At 44.3% G+C, this 14,536-nt stretch carries 19 protein-coding genes; 14 read left to right on the plus strand and 5 right to left on the minus strand.

All coding sequences use genetic code 11. The features are described 5' to 3' along the window. Positions 1-26 precede the first annotated feature (26 nt). A complete protein-coding gene (locus O3626_RS03565; protein WP_009732361.1) occupies positions 27-641 on the minus strand; it encodes a TVP38/TMEM64 family protein in 615 nt (204 codons plus the stop codon). 182 nt (positions 642-823) lie between these two features. On the opposite strand from O3626_RS03565, the gene O3626_RS03570 reads away from it, so the two are divergent. From O3626_RS03570 to O3626_RS03615, 10 genes are all read left to right on the plus strand, one after another. After that, positions 824-1,351 carry a YqeG family HAD IIIA-type phosphatase gene (locus O3626_RS03570; protein ID WP_371495444.1) on the plus strand — a complete coding sequence of 176 codons (528 nt, stop codon included), beginning with the start codon at positions 824-826 and terminating at the stop codon, positions 1,349-1,351. A gap of 2 nt (positions 1,352-1,353) precedes the next feature. Beyond that, complete coding sequence (gene yqeH, locus O3626_RS03575; protein ID WP_371495312.1) at positions 1,354-2,460, plus strand: ribosome biogenesis GTPase YqeH; 1,107 nt, start codon at positions 1,354-1,356, stop codon at positions 2,458-2,460. A gap of 225 nt (positions 2,461-2,685) precedes the next feature. Beyond that, entirely contained in the window at positions 2,686-2,997 is a 312-nt protein-coding gene (gene yhbY / locus O3626_RS03580) for a ribosome assembly RNA-binding protein YhbY (RefSeq protein WP_315377410.1), read from the plus strand. 21 nt (positions 2,998-3,018) lie between these two features. Beyond that, positions 3,019-3,648: a nicotinate-nucleotide adenylyltransferase gene (locus O3626_RS03585; RefSeq protein ID WP_247926547.1), complete on the plus strand. Its 630-nt coding sequence runs from the start codon at positions 3,019-3,021 to the stop codon at positions 3,646-3,648. After that, positions 3,648-4,244 (plus strand): bis(5'-nucleosyl)-tetraphosphatase (symmetrical) YqeK, encoded by a 597-nt coding sequence (gene yqeK / locus O3626_RS03590; protein ID WP_347111711.1) that lies wholly within the window; start codon positions 3,648-3,650, stop codon positions 4,242-4,244. The genes O3626_RS03585 and yqeK overlap by 1 nt, the downstream gene beginning before the upstream one ends. Further along, complete coding sequence (locus O3626_RS03595) at positions 4,245-4,745, plus strand: cysteine hydrolase family protein (RefSeq protein ID WP_371495316.1); 501 nt, start codon at positions 4,245-4,247, stop codon at positions 4,743-4,745. Positions 4,746-4,759: 14 nt separating this feature from the next. Beyond that, on the plus strand, positions 4,760-5,113 hold the full coding sequence (gene rsfS / locus O3626_RS03600) for a ribosome silencing factor (RefSeq protein ID WP_049514170.1): 354 nt from the start codon (positions 4,760-4,762) through the stop codon (positions 5,111-5,113). 445 nt (positions 5,114-5,558) lie between these two features. Then, positions 5,559-6,299 (plus strand): class I SAM-dependent methyltransferase, encoded by a 741-nt coding sequence (locus O3626_RS03605; protein ID WP_371495318.1) that lies wholly within the window; start codon positions 5,559-5,561, stop codon positions 6,297-6,299. Positions 6,300-6,305: 6 nt separating this feature from the next. Further along, positions 6,306-7,403, plus strand: coding sequence for a nucleotidyltransferase (locus O3626_RS03610; protein WP_371495320.1), 1,098 nt, complete (start codon positions 6,306-6,308; stop codon positions 7,401-7,403). 119 nt (positions 7,404-7,522) lie between these two features. Beyond that, positions 7,523-8,239 carry a YebC/PmpR family DNA-binding transcriptional regulator gene (locus tag O3626_RS03615; RefSeq protein WP_368403408.1) on the plus strand — a complete coding sequence of 239 codons (717 nt, stop codon included), beginning with the start codon at positions 7,523-7,525 and terminating at the stop codon, positions 8,237-8,239. A gap of 52 nt (positions 8,240-8,291) precedes the next feature. Here O3626_RS03615 and O3626_RS03620 read toward each other — a convergent pair whose 3' ends face one another. Genes O3626_RS03620 through O3626_RS03635 form a run of 4 tightly spaced genes read right to left on the minus strand, consistent with a single transcriptional unit; the run spans position 8,292 to position 11,059 of the window. After that, the gene (locus O3626_RS03620; RefSeq protein ID WP_371495322.1) at positions 8,292-8,618 is read right to left on the minus strand and encodes a DUF5960 family protein; all 327 of its coding nucleotides are present in this window, start codon (positions 8,616-8,618) and stop codon (positions 8,292-8,294) included. After that, positions 8,599-8,970, minus strand: a complete 372-nt coding sequence (locus O3626_RS03625) for a hypothetical protein (RefSeq protein ID WP_371495324.1) — start codon at positions 8,968-8,970, stop codon at positions 8,599-8,601. The genes O3626_RS03620 and O3626_RS03625 overlap by 20 nt, the downstream gene beginning before the upstream one ends. Next, positions 8,967-10,379 carry a Y-family DNA polymerase gene (locus O3626_RS03630; RefSeq protein WP_371495326.1) on the minus strand — a complete coding sequence of 471 codons (1,413 nt, stop codon included), beginning with the start codon at positions 10,377-10,379 and terminating at the stop codon, positions 8,967-8,969. The genes O3626_RS03625 and O3626_RS03630 overlap by 4 nt, the downstream gene beginning before the upstream one ends. A gap of 2 nt (positions 10,380-10,381) precedes the next feature. Next, positions 10,382-11,059 carry a helix-turn-helix domain-containing protein gene (locus O3626_RS03635; RefSeq protein ID WP_371495328.1) on the minus strand — a complete coding sequence of 226 codons (678 nt, stop codon included), beginning with the start codon at positions 11,057-11,059 and terminating at the stop codon, positions 10,382-10,384. A 159-nt stretch (positions 11,060-11,218) separates the two neighbouring features. On the opposite strand from O3626_RS03635, the gene asnA reads away from it, so the two are divergent. The 4 genes from asnA to O3626_RS03655 all read left to right on the plus strand — a co-directional run bounded on the left by asnA (position 11,219) and on the right by O3626_RS03655 (position 14,391). Then, the gene (gene asnA / locus O3626_RS03640) at positions 11,219-12,211 is read left to right on the plus strand and encodes an aspartate--ammonia ligase (protein WP_049514189.1); all 993 of its coding nucleotides are present in this window, start codon (positions 11,219-11,221) and stop codon (positions 12,209-12,211) included. 96 nt (positions 12,212-12,307) lie between these two features. Further along, a complete protein-coding gene (gene rsmD, locus O3626_RS03645) occupies positions 12,308-12,847 on the plus strand; it encodes a 16S rRNA (guanine(966)-N(2))-methyltransferase RsmD (RefSeq protein ID WP_302692889.1) in 540 nt (179 codons plus the stop codon). Beyond that, entirely contained in the window at positions 12,837-13,325 is a 489-nt protein-coding gene (coaD, locus tag O3626_RS03650) for a pantetheine-phosphate adenylyltransferase (protein ID WP_371495331.1), read from the plus strand. Before rsmD ends, coaD begins: the two co-directional genes overlap by 11 nt. After that, the gene (locus tag O3626_RS03655) at positions 13,309-14,391 is read left to right on the plus strand and encodes a SepM family pheromone-processing serine protease (protein WP_371495333.1); all 1,083 of its coding nucleotides are present in this window, start codon (positions 13,309-13,311) and stop codon (positions 14,389-14,391) included. Before coaD ends, O3626_RS03655 begins: the two co-directional genes overlap by 17 nt. The last annotated feature ends 145 nt before the right edge of the window (positions 14,392-14,536 follow it).

Genomic DNA, 14,536 nt, shown 5'->3' on the forward strand with positions numbered 1-14,536 from the left:
TAGTCTTTAGGAGGTGGTGTCATGCTTTAGACCATTTTCCAGAAATAATCGATGATATAGGTTAGGCCGTAGGTGTAGATGACCAGGGTGATGGGTTTGCAGAGGATGATGATAGTCATGTAGCGTTTGAAGGTCATATTGGTCAGACCTGCCAGCATACAGATGAAGTCGGCAGGACTAACTGGCCAGATCATCATGAAGATAAAGAAGCGATCGAACCGCTTGCCTTCATTGAGCCAGCCAATGTACTTGTCATAAGTCTTCTGGCTGACCATAGACTGGACAAATTTAGGTCCGTACATTCTTGCGAGGTGGAAGATGATGGCACAGCCAATGACGATGCCAATGTAATTGTAGATGGTCCCGATAATATGGCCGTAGATGAAAACACCTGCTACAGATGTCAGGGCGCCGGGAATAATAGGGACCACTGTCTGAAGGATCTGAAGAAAGATAAAGAGAGGGGGTCCAAAGATGCCCGCTTGGAGAATAAAAGCTGACAAAGTTTCCTTGGATTGAAGGATGCCAGCAAAGTAGGCCCAGATACAAAAGGCCAAGGTCCCAAGAGCTCCAATGATGGAGGACCAATTAATGATGCGCTGGAGAAGAGGAGAGACCTCTTTTAAGCTTGTTTGTTTCATAAAAAATTCCAAGTTCTTTTTCTTCTACTATACCATGTTTTTGGAACTTTGTAAGGATTTTGTCTATTTTTTGAGCAGTGAAATTGACCTGATAGGAGTCTGTCGTTGTTTTAGTCGTGAAGCGAGTGCAAAATGGGCCTTTTTATGCTACAATGAAAGGAGTATAAAAAATGGAGAAAAACGTGTCAATCGAAAATTACAAACCAGATTTTGCGGTGGAAGCAGTCTATGATCTCACCGTTGCAGACTTGAAAAAACAGGGTATCAAGGCAGTCCTCGTGGATTTGGATAACACCTTGATTGCATGGAATAATCCGGATGGAACTCCAGAAATGCGCCAGTGGTTGCATGACCTTCGTGATGGTGGGATTCGGGTCATCGTGGTGTCTAATAATAGTCCCAAACGGGTCAAGCGCGCTGTTGAGAAATTTGATATTGATTATGAAGCTTGGTCACTCAAGCCCTTTACCTTTGGGATTGATCGGGCTCTCAAACGTTTCCACTATGAAAAAAATGAAGTGGTCATGGTAGGGGATCAATTGATGACCGACATTCGGGCAGCTCATCGGGCGGGTATTCGTTCGATTCTGGTTAAACCTTTGGTCGAGCATGACTCCATTAAGACCCAGATCAACCGGGCGCGTGAACGCCGTGTCATGAAGCAAATGGCCGAAAAATATGGTCCGATTGTATATAAAAAAGGAATTTAAGAATGGAAGAATTATTCTGTATTGGCTGTGGAGCCCCCATTCAGACAGAAAACAAAGAGGGACTAGGCTATACTCCCCAATCAGCTCTTGAAAAGGGCTTGGAAACAGGCGAAGTCTATTGCCAACGCTGTTTCCGTCTCCGTCACTACAATGAAATCACAGATGTACATCTGACAGATGATGATTTCCTGAAATTGCTACACGAGGTAGGAGATAGTGACGCTCTCGTGGTTAATGTAGTCGATATTTTTGACTTTAATGGCTCCGTCATCCGCGGCTTACCCCGTTTTGTAGCAGGAAATGATGTGCTTTTGGTCGGAAATAAAAAGGATATCTTGCCCAAGTCTGTCAAGGATAGTAAGGTGACCCATTGGTTGATGGAGCGAGCCCACGAAGAAGGCATGCGACCTGTCGATGTGGTCCTCACCTCTGCCCAAAACAAGAGTGCCATCAAGGACTTGATGGAAAAAATTGAGCAGTACCGCAAGGGACGTGATGTCTACGTGGTGGGTGTGACCAACGTTGGGAAGTCGACCCTCATCAATGCGATTATCCAAGAAATCACAGGCGATAAGGATATTATTACAACTTCTCGCTTCCCAGGGACAACACTGGACAAGATTGAAATCCCACTGGACGATGGATCCTACATCTACGATACACCAGGGATTATCCATCGCCACCAGATGGCTCACTACTTGACGGCTAAAAACCTCAAGTATGTCAGTCCTAAAAAGGAAATCAAGCCCAAGACCTACCAGCTCAATCCAGAGCAAACCCTCTTCTTGGGTGGCTTGGGACGCTTTGACTTTATCAAGGGAGAAAAGCAAGGTTTCACCGCCTTCTTTGATAACGAACTCAAGCTTCATCGAACCAAACTCGAAGGAGCGACCGCCTTTTATGATAAGCATGTCGGTAGCTTATTAACTCCCCCTAATAGCAAGGAAAAAGAAGAATTTCCACCCTTGGTTCCTCATGAGTTTACCATCAAGGACAAGACAGACCTCGTCATCTCAGGACTCGGCTGGATCCGCGTTAATGGAGAAGCCAAAGTAGCCGTCTGGGCACCAGAAGGCGTCGCCGTCGTCACCCGCAAAGCTATTATTTAAAAATATGAAATAGAATGAAATTGAAGAGCGAACGAAGTGAGCTCAAATAGGGATCGTTATTGCCGTGGTGTAGTTGCCAATCGATCGATTGGCAAGGGCAAAATGGAGACCAAGGCTCCATTTTGAGGTAAGGAAATCCATTTTTCAAAGATGAGATCTTTGAAAAATTAGTTCCGGCCGTCCCCACCACTTAAAATAACGATCAAAAAATAAGGAAGTAAAAACATGACATTAACATCCAAACAACGGGCTTTCCTCAATAGCCAAGCCCACAGCCTCAAACCGATTATCCAAATTGGGAAAAATGGGCTCAATGACCAAATCAAAACCAGTGTTCGCCAAGCGCTAGATGCTCGCGAACTGATCAAGGTGACCCTTCTTCAAAATACGGATGAAAACATCCATGAAGTATCGGAAATCTTGGAAGAAGAAATCGGTGTGGATACGGTTCAAAAAATTGGACGCATCCTCATCTTGTATAAACAATCAAGCAAAAAAGAAAACCGGAAGATTTCAGTCAAAGTAAAAGAAATCTAAGACATTGAGGAGAGCAAACCTATGGCAATTGAACTATTGACTCCCTTTACCAAGGTAGAGTTAGAGCCAGAGATCAAAGACAAGAAACGCAAACAAGTTGGTATTTTGGGAGGGAATTTCAATCCGGTCCACAATGCCCATTTGGTCGTTGCGGATCAAGTGCGCCAACAATTAGGGTTAGATAAGGTGCTCTTGATGCCTGAGTATGAGCCACCGCATGTCGATGCTAAGGGAACGATTGCAGAGCACCATCGTCTCAAGATGCTGGAATTAGCCATTGAAGGCATTGAAGGTCTGGAAATCGAGACGATCGAGCTCGAACGAAAAGGGATTTCCTATACCTACGACACCATGCTCTTGCTTAATGAACGCGATCCAGATACAGATTATTACTTTATCATTGGTGCAGATATGGTAGATTATTTACCCAAATGGCACCGCATCGATGAATTGGTGGAAATTGTGCAATTTGTCGGGGTACAGCGACCACGCTATAAGGCAGGGACTTCTTATCCGGTGATCTGGGTGGATGTTCCTCTAATGGACATCTCCTCTAGTATGGTGCGTGATTTTGTAGCCAAAGGCCGGACGCCCAACTTTATGTTGCCAAAACCAGTTTTGGACTACATCAAGAAAGAAGGTTTGTATTAATGACCTATGAAAACTATCTCGGCTTTTCTCGAGAGGGCTTGCTCGAAAAAATGGGCCAAATCCTTCCGGAAAAACGCCTAACCCATTGTTTAGGGGTTGAGAAGGCCGCTCGTGACTTAGCTAAGCGCTATGGGGCAGATGAAGAGCAGGCTGGCCTAGCCGGTTTATTACATGACTATGCCAAGAAATTGTCGGATCAGGAATTTTTGGACTTGATTGATCGCTATGAGCTAGATCCATCATTAAAAAACTGGGGCAACAATGTCTGGCATGGGATGGTCGGGATTTATAAGATCCAAGAAGACCTCGGATTGACAGATCCAGCTATTCTTCGCAGTATTGAGATTCACACAGTGGGGAGTGGACAGATGTCAACCTTAGACAAGATTGTCTATGTGGCAGATTATATTGAACACAATCGGGATTTCCCAGGGGTAGATCAAGCGCGTGACATCGCTCAAGTCTCCTTGGATCGTGCCGTAGCCTATGAGACGGCTCGCACAGTCGAACACCTGGCTCACCAAGGATTGCCGATTTATCCCCAAACCCTTGAAACCTACAATGCCTTTGTGAAGTATTTGAAAGAGGAGCAGTGAGTGAAAACAGCTTTAATCATTATTGATGTTCAAAATATTCTCGTGGAAACAGGTTTTGAGACAGAAAAACTCTTAGAGAAGATTGCTTATTTGCAAGATCAGGCAAGAAAACAGCAGATTGAAATCATCTACATACAGCATATTGAAACGCCAGAGGCTTTAACTTCAGAAGATTGGCAGTTATCGCCCATGTTGTATAGACAGGAGAATGAAAAGGTGTTTCAGAAGCGATACAATAGCATGTTTAAAGAGACAGGATTAAAAGAATACTTGGATCAACAAGGGATTGAACAACTGGTCCTGTGTGGCATGCAGACAGAATATTGTGTCGATACATCCGTCAAAGTGGGGTTTGAATACGGCTATAAACTGGTCATTCCAGAAGGAGCTGTCACAACCTTTGATGGAGAGGATATCCCAGCAGAAATGCTCAATGAATTTTATGAAAATATTTGGGCAGAACGTTTTGCGGATGTCTTAGACTACAAAACAATTTTTTAAAGAAAGAGGACTAAATGAAAGAAAAAGAATTACTTGAACTTGTTGTTAAAGCGGCCGATGAAAAACGTGCAGAAGATATTGTAGCTTTGGATGTTCAAAGCTTGACCAGTGTGACGGATTACTTTGTTATCGCAAGCTCTATGAACAGCCGTCAGTTGGAAGCGATCGCAGAAAATATTCGCGAGAAAGTCGTTGAAGCTGGTGGCAATGCCAGCCACGTCGAAGGTGACTCAGCAGGAGGTTGGGTCCTTCTTGACTTAGGTGGTGTGGTGGTCCATGTCTTCTCAGAAGAAATGCGTGCTCACTATAACCTAGAAAAACTATGGCACGAAGCAAATGCTGTCGATCTTTCAGCAACCCTAGCATAAGCAGCTAAACTCAGTTGGTAGCAACTGAGTTTTGTTGGTTAAATTGAAATTCTATGGAAAGAAAGGATAGGGCCTCGTGTTAAGTTAGTTTGGTAACGGAACACGAGCTAAAAGCTGTGAGAAAAAGAGTAACTTCCTTTGTATCTGACGATAGGGCAGAAAGTTTTCTATTTTCTCTTTGCTTTTAAGGCTCTTTGTATCTTAGAAAGGATTTGAACCCGTCCTGTAATCCTCGGAAAATAGATAGGGCTATGTCAAATTGTTAACTATAAAATTTATTGTTTGACGCAGTAGCTGATTGGACTCTTCATTCGCTTTTTAAGCTCGGAAGAGTACCTAATCAGCCTTGCGGGGGTGAGACAACGAACGAATTTTCTAAGAAAACTCGTTCTGTCTCACTCCCCTAATTTTCTATCGGATTACGGGCGGACTTGGTATCATGAATATGGCGACTTATGAAACGTTTGCAGCGGTCTATGATGCGGTCATGGATGACAGTCTGTATGATTTGTGGACGGATTTTTCCCTCCGGCATCTCCCAAAGACAAAAGATAAGAAAAAATTACTGGAATTGGCATGTGGGACAGGGATTCAGTCTGTCCGCTTTTCCCAAGCTGGCTTTGACGTAACAGGATTAGACTTGAGTGCTGATATGCTGAAAATTGCTGAAAAAAGAGCGGCTTCAGCCAAGCAAAAGATTGATTTTATAGAGGGCAATATGCTGGACCTGTCGCAAGCGGGTACCTACGATTTTGTGACCTGCTACTCTGATTCCATCTGCTATATGCAGGACGAGGTGGAAGTGGGAGATGTCTTCAAAGAAGTCTACAATGCCCTTAAGGAAGATGGGGTCTTTATCTTTGATGTCCATTCGACCTACCAGACGGATGAGGTTTTCCCGGGCTATTCTTACCACGAAAATGCGGAAGATTTTGCCATGCTCTGGGATACCTATGAGGATGTGGCCCCTTACTCGATCGTCCATGAGCTGACTTTCTTTGTCCAAGAAGAGGATGGCAGCTTTAGTCGGCACGATGAAGTCCATGAGGAGCGGACCTATGAAGTTTTAACCTATGACATTTTGCTGGAGCAGGCTGGCTTTAAATCTTTCAAATTGTACGCGGACTTTGAAGATAAGGAGCCAACAAAGACCAGCAAACGATGGTTTTTTGTAGCACAGAAGTAGGACAGCATGACAGTTACAGGTATTATTGCAGAATTTAATCCTTTTCACAATGGGCACAAGTACCTGCTGAAACAGGCAGAGGGGCTGAAGATTGTGGCTATGTCTGGGAATTTTGTTCAACGTGGCGAGCCTGCCATTGTAGACAAGTGGACACGGGCGCAGATGGCTTTGGATAATGGAGCAGACCTGGTGGTCGAGCTACCCTTTCTCGTAGCTGTTCAGTCGGCGGATCATTTTGCCAAGGGAGCGGTGGAGATCTTGTCCCATCTGGGAATCGACCAATTGACCTTTGGGACAGAAGAGGTCTTAGACTACCAAGCGATTGCAACGATTTACTCTGAGAAAGAAGTGGAAATGGAAGTTTTCTTGCGAAGCCTTCCTGACGATTTATCCTATCCACAGAAGACCCAAAAAATGTGGGAAACCTTTGCTGGAGTGGAGTTCACAGGGGATACTCCCAATCATATCCTGGGCTTGGCTTATGCCAAGGCTTGTGCTGGGAAGGAGATTGCGCTCAAGCCTATCCAACGTCAAGGTGCGGGCTACCATTCAGAAGAAAAAGAGGTGGCTTATGCTTCTGCGACTAGTCTACGCCTACACAAGGATGATCAAGACTTTGTCGACAAATTTATGCCTAATAGCCAACTCTTTCATTCGGCTCCACAGGTATCTTGGGAGGATTATGACCAACTGCTTCGTTATCAAATCTTAACCCATCCGGATCTGACACAGATATTTCAGGTCAATGAAGAGCTGGCCAATCGGATAAGGGATGCCATTCGAAGTGCTAGCTCTGTGGAAGACCTGGTGGAGAAAGTCGCAACCAAGCGCTATACCAAGGCGCGTGTCCGCCGTATCTTGACCTACATCTTGGTAGGGGCGATGGATCAAGCTCTTCCTAATGCCATTCATGTCTTAGGGTTTTCTGCAAAGGGACAAGCTCACCTCAAAGGCTTGAAAAAATCAGTAGAGGTCGTGACCCGAATCGGTAAAGAACCTTGGGATGCCTTGACCCAGCAAGCAGATCAGGTGTATCAACTAGGCCATCCCCAATTGCCAGAGCAGATCTGGGGGCGGGTGCCAGTGAGACTAAGAGATGAATAATAGATGATTGGAGAGTAGTTCCATCCGGGATGATGCGCAAAAAACTCTTCCAAGTATTATGATTTGTGATATAATATAAAAGATTGAAAATAATTTGAAAAAAATGAAGGAGAATCCTCATGGGACGTAAATGGGCCAATATTGTTGCCAAGAAAACTGCCAAAGATGGTGCCAACTCAAAAGTGTATGCTAAATTTGGTGTGGAGATCTATGTAGCTGCTAAAAAGGGTGAACCAGATCCAGAACTAAATACTGCTTTGAAATTCGTTATTGACCGTGCTAAACAAGCGCAAGTGCCAAAACACGTGATTGATAAAGCGATCGATAAGGCAAAAGGAAACACTGACGAAACCTTTACAGAAGGACGTTACGAAGGATTTGGACCAAATGGTTCGATGTTGATCGTTGATACCTTGACGTCAAACGTCAACCGTACAGCTGCCAATGTCCGTGCTGCTTTTGGTAAAAACGGTGGTAACATGGGAGCTTCCGGTTCTGTATCTTACCTCTTTGACAACAAGGGTGTTATCGTCTTTGCTGGTGATGATGCCGATGCGATTTTTGAGCTTTTGCTTGAAGCAGATGTTGATGTAGATGATGTCGAAGCAGAAGAAGGAACGATCACAGTCTACACTGCTCCAACTGATCTTCACAAAGCGATCGTTGCTTTGCGTGAATCAGGTGTTGAAGAATTCCAAGTAACAGAATTGGAAATGATTCCTCAATCAGAAGTTGAGTTGTCAGGTGAAGATTTGGAAACATTTGAAAAACTTTACAGCGTTCTTGAAGACGATGAGGACGTACAAAAAATCTACACAAATGTAGATGGATTCTAATCACTCGTAAGGACTGTAGTGAATCCCATAAATTCAGAAAAAGGATAGCTTCTCAGATCAAGCTATCCTTTTTCTCTGTCTGATGAGGATCTATCTTTTGTAAGTGATGGCCTGTATAAGTGTAAATACGGGTCAGGGGTGATTGGGAGAGTGTGGAAACCTTAAAATAGAAATAATGGTCTCGATGATCTCGACTTTTGGTGTGGTGAAGACGAAAGTAGTTTCGCTGGCCTGCTGCCATAGAGTGGAGAATATCGTCTTCTAAAAAGACGAGCGGTGTAGAAGTGGCGGCCCACTTGTAAAAGTCTGTCTCAAATTGGTGGTAATTCTCTGAAAAATAATCAAATTGTAATTCGTGTTTAGTCTGAATCGGTTTCATACGGTGTTTCCTCAGCTTCAATAAAAATGATAGAGGTCAGAAGTAGCCGGTGGTAGTGGCCATCGCTTTTGAGAAGAAGCTCAGAAGCAGATAAGGTGTGAATCGAACCTGTGTAGGTTGCAAATTGATTCCCCTCTAGAGTCGTGATCGAGATCGTCGTTTGTTGTTGGAAGGCCTGCTCCAGGAGCTGAATCTGCTCAGAAAGAGGAAGAACGTTGAGTTGATTGCGGTTGATTTCTTTGGTGTGAAGGGCAGTTGTGTGCTCAGATAAAAAGAAGCCGGCCCATTTGGCCATGCCACGGTCTTGAAATTCTCGGGCAGATTGATAAGGGAGATAAGAACGGTCGATCATGTTAATCCATCTAAGCCTCCTGCGGAATGTCCGCCAGTTAGTTTACTGCGTGCAATGGCGCGTGAGTTTTCTAGTAATGAGGAGCCTTTTTGAAGAGAGGTAAAGCCAAATTGGTCCCGAATGCGGTCAATCGTCTGCTGGAGTTTTTCCTCTTTTTCTAGGGCTATTGGATCATCAAAGAGAGAAAAAAGTTGGAGAGATTCCTCGACAAGTTCTCCATAAAAAACACCAATCTGCCGAATGGCGCCTCCTTCGTACTTGGAGAGAAAGAGCCGCAGAACCGTATCGGATAAAACCTTGGTGGATTGGGTGGGCTCAATCTTTTGCTGACAATGAATGGACGGAAGCCCCTCAATTTTGGAGTAGGAGGCATGAATGGAGACTAGCTGGGTCTTCTTTTTTTTCCGTCGCAAGCGGATAGCCACCTGTTCAGCCATCTCACGAAACACCAGTTCAATGTCTGTTTGTAGGTGGTAGTCATAGGGCAAGATTTGAGAATTGCCAATGCCTCGTGACTTCGGACGATAAGGCTTGTGGACATTGCTTTCATCAATGCCATGAGCATGGAACCAAAGTTGAAGCCCCATGACTCCGAATTCTTTCTTTAAGAGATCGGGATGAGCCTGAGCCAGTTCTTTAATCGACGTGATCCCGATCCCTTGCAATCGTTTTTCAGTGCGACGTCCAATGCCCCAAAAATCAGTGAGCTGGGGCAGCTTCCAGACCTTGCTTTCTACGTCTTCGTAAGACCAGTTGGAGCGCATATTTCGGCAATGCTTGGCTTCATTGTCCAAGGCTAGCTTGGCAAGAAGAGGATTGGCGTTGCTGAGGCCAATGGTAGAATAGATTCCAGTTTCCTGCCAGATTCTTTTTTGGATCCTGGCAGAAAGAAGGTCCAGTTTTTCCTTTCGCGAAAGGGAGGAATCTGGAATAAAATAATTTAAGGAAGAAGTCAGATCGATAAAGCCTTCGTCAATCGAGTAAGGGAAAATATCATCCGGTGCCGCAAACTCCTGAAAAACCTTCTGAATTTCCATATTGACCTGAATGTAGGCATTCATGCGTGGTGGCACAATCAGGGTCCTCTTGGCCCAGGATTCAATGGATGCAATAAAGCCTGGATCCGTTGGCAATCCTTGTTTTTTTGCGACGTAGCTATTGAATTTTCTGGTCTTGAGATCAAAAGGCAGGTCGTAGCTCCGGCTCACATTCTTCTTGCCAAAGACTTGTTTGAAAACGGGAGAGCTGGCCAAAATCAGACCAGCAGAATTGTCGCTCCGGCTCATGACGCAAAGAGAAGTGGTCAGGGGATTTAGGCCCAGACGGACACACTCACAGCTGGCATAAAAACTTTTCATATCCACAAAAGCAATATCAGAATGAGGCTCACGTGAATAATCAAATAGCATACTTACACCTCAAGTGGAAGAAAATGCCCGACCACAATGCCGACAATTTTGGGCTCGTCCTCATAAGGAGCGAATAAATCATCGTAGTCAGGGTTGATGGATTCTAGACGCAAGCCCTCAGCCTCCCGATAGACTTTCTTAATGTAGGTTTTTCCATTCCAGATGAGGGCATAGACCGCTCCATCGTAGTCAAATCCAGTCTGCTTCATGAGGGCAACAGAACCATTTGGATAGAGAGGTTCCATCGAATTTCCGGATACCCAAGAGGCAAAGTCGTGTTGGATCTCTTGGTCAAAATAAACGGTCTCGTAGTCGGTCTCGTTGTCATAAAAGGTATGTCCCAAACCAGCTGCCAACTCAATCGAAAGAACCTTATAAGCTGTTAAGGAAACAACTTTTTGCTGCTGTTCGAATAACTGGCTGGCCAACTGGTCGACTTTCTTTTGATGAGGTGGGGTTAATAAAGGGTAGGTGTAGAGTGCGGAGTCTTTGTTAATAAAGTAGTCCTCTTTAACGGAGAGGCGCTTGGCCAACCTCCTGAGATTTTTTTCGTGTGGCTCCGCCAAGCCATTCTCCCAACTGGAGTAAGTCTTGCGAGAAATCTTGAGATCCTCATAGACATCAGCTTGGGTCAAGCCTTTTTCTAGGCGTCTTTCTTTTAGTTTTTTTGCATCAAACATGTCGCTCCTCCTATGTAACGTTTAAAAAGTTACATATAGTTTATCAAAAATGAATCCTTTTTGCAAGAGAAAAATTCAGTTGAAAACGAATGAAAAGACTTGATTTTGATTGAAAAAAGAGTATAATCAATTCTAAAATGTCTATAAATGAGGAACTATATGAAAAAAAGTTTTATCCATCAACAAAAGGAAATTTCGTTTGTTAAAACGACCTTTACGCAGTATTTAAAAGATAAATTGGACATCATTGAAGTCCAAGGGCCAATTTTGAGCAAGGTCGGAGATGGGATGCAGGATAATCTTTCTGGGATTGAACATCCGGTATCTGTAAAGGTCCTTCAAATTCCTGATGAGACTTATGAAGTCGTGCATTCACTCGCAAAATGGAAACGCCATACCTTGGCCCGTTTTGGTTTTGGCGAAGGAGAAGGTCTCTTTGTCCATATGAAGGCTCTTCGTCCAGATGAAGATTCGCTCGATGCTATCCACTCCGTTTATGTAGACCAATGGGACTGGGAAAAAGTCATCCCAAATGGTCAACGCAACATCGCCTACCTCAAAGAAACGGTTGAAAAAATCTACAAGGCGATTCGTTTAACAGAACTAGCAGTAGAAGCGCGTTATGATATTGAGTCAGTTCTTCCAAAACAAATTACCTTCGTTCACACAGAAGAGTTGGTGGAACGCTATCCAGATTTAACTCCAAAAGAGCGTGAAAATGCCATTGCCAAAGAATTCGGAGCCGTTTTCTTGATCGGGATTGGTGGAGAGCTTGCAGATGGCAAACCACATGATGGACGCGCACCTGACTACGATGACTGGACAACAGAATCTGAAAATGGCTACAAGGGATTGAATGGTGATATCCTCGTCTGGAATGATGTCCTAGGTTCAGCCTTTGAGTTGTCTTCAATGGGGATCCGTGTCGATGAGGAAACGCTTCGCCGTCAAATTGCGATTACAGGAGATCAAGATCGTCTCCAATTAGAGTGGCACAAGGCCTTGTTAAATGGTCTCTTCCCACTCACAATTGGTGGAGGGATCGGGCAATCTCGTTTGGCCATGTTCTTACTTCGTAAGAAACATATCGGTGAAGTCCAAACCAGTGTCTGGCCTCAATCTGTCCGCGATGAATATGAAAATATCCTATAATGGATGAAAGAGTCGAGCAGAGAGCTCGGCTCTTTTAATTGTCGCTTGACCATATCAAATCGCAATTTTCTGATTTTTTTTGGTATAATGGTCCCTATGAAAATAGTATCTGGAACCTATGGGGGACGTCCCCTCAAAACACTTGAAGGAAAAACAACCAGGCCGACTTCTGATAAGGTTAGAGGAGCCATGTTCAATATGATTGGTCCTTACTTTGATGGCGGAAGAGTGCTGGATCTCTATGCAGGAAGCGGTGGCCTCTCTATTGAGGCAGTCTCTCGAGGCATGTCAGAGGCGGTTCTAGTGGAAAGAGACCGCAGAGCGCAGGAAATCGTGGCAGCCAATATTGCCATGACCAAGGAAAAGGAACGGTTTCAACTACTAAAAATGGAGGCCAAGCAAGCCTTGGGGCTTCTAACGGGCACCTTTGATCTGGTTTTCTTAGACCCACCTTATGCCAAGGAAGAGATTGTCCGCGATATCGAAACCTTGTGCGAGCGTCAACTCTTGTCAGAAAACATCATGATTGTGTGCGAAACCGATAAACATGTAGAACTTCCTGAGGAAATCGGACAAGTGGGAATCTGGAAAGAAAAAATCTATGGAATTAGTAAGGTAACAGTATATGTCAGATAGAACTGGATTGTTTACAGGATCGTTTGATCCGATTACCATTGGGCATGTGCAATTGATCGAGCGGGCGAGCCGCTTGTTTGACCGTGTCTATGTCGGAATTTTTTATAATCCGGAAAAAGTCGGACTCTTTTCCATTGAGCAGCGCGTGCGCATGGTAGAAGGGGCCTTGGCTCATTTGGAAAATGTTGAAATTGTGCCGTCAACTCAAGAATTGGCTGTGACAGTGGCACGTAATCTTGGTGTAGTGACCTTGATCCGGGGATTGCGCAATGCACAGGATTTGGTTTACGAAGCCAATATGGATTATTTTAATCACCAGTTGGCACCTGAATTGGAGACGATTTATCTCTATGCCCAGCCTCCTTACCAGGCCATTAGTTCGACGCGTATTCGAGAGTTGCTGGCTTTTCAGCAGGATATCTCACCTTATGTCCCAGAGAGTGTAATGGAGGAAATTAACGATGACCCAAGCGAATAAACCAAGCTTGACTACTAAAAAGAAAAAAGGACGGTTGAAAGAATACCGATGGCCGATTGCAGGAGTTCTTTTCTTGCTTCTCTTGCTAGCTGCTTTTGTGATTCGCCTTCCCTATTATATTGAGATGCCGGGAACGGCAGAAGATATTCGATCCGTCATGACAGTGGATGGAAAAATAGATACCAAGTCAGGATCCTATGATTTTGTAACCGTAGCAGTGAAAGAGGCAACTCCGGCTGATTTGATCTATGCTTGGGCAACGCCTTTTACAGACATCTATTCTGCCAAGGATATGACCGGTGGTAGTTCGAGTCAAGAATTCACGCGAATCAACCAATTCTATATGGAAACCTCGCAAAATATGGCCATCTACCAAGGATTGAAGACAGCTGGCAAAGAAACCCAGATGGACTTTCTAGGAGTCTATGTCATGCAGGTAGCAGATGACTCGACCTTTAAAGGAGTCTTGAACATTGCGGATACCGTCACTGGTGTGAATGGCAAGACCTTTAAGAGTTCCAAAGAATTGATTGACTATGTTGGTTCTCAAAAAATTGGCGCCCCTGTTTCGGTGACCTATATAGAGGATGGACAAACCAAGACCGCAGACGGAAAAATCATCAAATTGACCAACGGGAAAAACGGAATCGGGATTAGTCTGATCGACCGAACTGAAGCTAAAGGCGATGTTCCTGTCCAGTTTGCGACAGCTGGCATCGGTGGCCCAAGTGCCGGGATGATGTTTAGCCTAGCCATCTACACTCAAGTGGCGGATCCAGATCTTCGTCAGGGACGTCATATTGCAGGGACAGGAACCATTAACCAAGATGGAACGGTTGGCGATATCGGTGGGATTGACAAGAAAGTCGTTGCAGCCGATAAAGAAGGAGCAGAAATCTTCTTTGCCCCTAATAACCCTGTTTCCAAAGAAGAAAAGAAAGCCAATCCCAAGGCTAAATCAAACTACGAAACCGCTAAAGATGCAGCAAAACAAATCCATTCGAAGATGAAAATTGTGCCCGTCAAAACCCTTCAAGACGCTATTGATTATTTGAAAAAGAAGTAGAAGTATCTTGCTAGATTAGTCTCATACTTGAAAGTACGAGGTAGAGTTGGCAGATAGAAAGATTCACCTTCTAATCAAATTCAAGTTTTTGCTTATCAATCTCTCTATTTTTAGAGGGATTTTTTCTTTATACTAGTGTCAGAAA

It is taken from the genome of Streptococcus sp. 20925_1_77 (assembly GCF_041432125.1).
In the GTDB taxonomy this organism is placed as follows: domain Bacteria; phylum Bacillota; class Bacilli; order Lactobacillales; family Streptococcaceae; genus Streptococcus.

Excerpts from the sequence above, each read along its gene's own strand:
- O3626_RS03630 (WP_371495326.1), bottom strand. The coding sequence starts at position 10,379 with ATGCTATTTGATTATTCACGTGAGCCTCATTCTGATATTGCTTTTGTG.
- asnA (WP_049514189.1), top strand. The coding sequence starts at position 11,219 with ATGAAAAAAAGTTTTATCCATCAACAAAAGGAAATTTCGTTTGTTAAA.
- O3626_RS03625 (WP_371495324.1), bottom strand. The coding sequence starts at position 8,970 with ATGATCGACCGTTCTTATCTCCCTTATCAATCTGCCCGAGAATTTCAA.
- coaD (WP_371495331.1), top strand. The coding sequence starts at position 12,837 with ATGTCAGATAGAACTGGATTGTTTACAGGATCGTTTGATCCGATTACC.
- O3626_RS03615 (WP_368403408.1), top strand. The coding sequence starts at position 7,523 with ATGGGACGTAAATGGGCCAATATTGTTGCCAAGAAAACTGCCAAAGAT.
- rsmD (WP_302692889.1), top strand. The coding sequence starts at position 12,308 with ATGAAAATAGTATCTGGAACCTATGGGGGACGTCCCCTCAAAACACTT.
- O3626_RS03610 (WP_371495320.1), top strand. The coding sequence starts at position 6,306 with ATGACAGTTACAGGTATTATTGCAGAATTTAATCCTTTTCACAATGGG.
- rsfS (WP_049514170.1), top strand. The coding sequence starts at position 4,760 with ATGAAAGAAAAAGAATTACTTGAACTTGTTGTTAAAGCGGCCGATGAA.
- O3626_RS03605 (WP_371495318.1), top strand. The coding sequence starts at position 5,559 with ATGGCGACTTATGAAACGTTTGCAGCGGTCTATGATGCGGTCATGGAT.
- O3626_RS03620 (WP_371495322.1), bottom strand. The coding sequence starts at position 8,618 with ATGAAACCGATTCAGACTAAACACGAATTACAATTTGATTATTTTTCA.
- O3626_RS03655 (WP_371495333.1), top strand. The coding sequence starts at position 13,309 with ATGACCCAAGCGAATAAACCAAGCTTGACTACTAAAAAGAAAAAAGGA.
- yqeH (WP_371495312.1), top strand. The coding sequence starts at position 1,354 with ATGGAAGAATTATTCTGTATTGGCTGTGGAGCCCCCATTCAGACAGAA.
- O3626_RS03635 (WP_371495328.1), bottom strand. The coding sequence starts at position 11,059 with ATGTTTGATGCAAAAAAACTAAAAGAAAGACGCCTAGAAAAAGGCTTG.
- yqeK (WP_347111711.1), top strand. The coding sequence starts at position 3,648 with ATGACCTATGAAAACTATCTCGGCTTTTCTCGAGAGGGCTTGCTCGAA.
- O3626_RS03565 (WP_009732361.1), bottom strand. The coding sequence starts at position 641 with ATGAAACAAACAAGCTTAAAAGAGGTCTCTCCTCTTCTCCAGCGCATC.
- O3626_RS03585 (WP_247926547.1), top strand. The coding sequence starts at position 3,019 with ATGGCAATTGAACTATTGACTCCCTTTACCAAGGTAGAGTTAGAGCCA.
- yhbY (WP_315377410.1), top strand. The coding sequence starts at position 2,686 with ATGACATTAACATCCAAACAACGGGCTTTCCTCAATAGCCAAGCCCAC.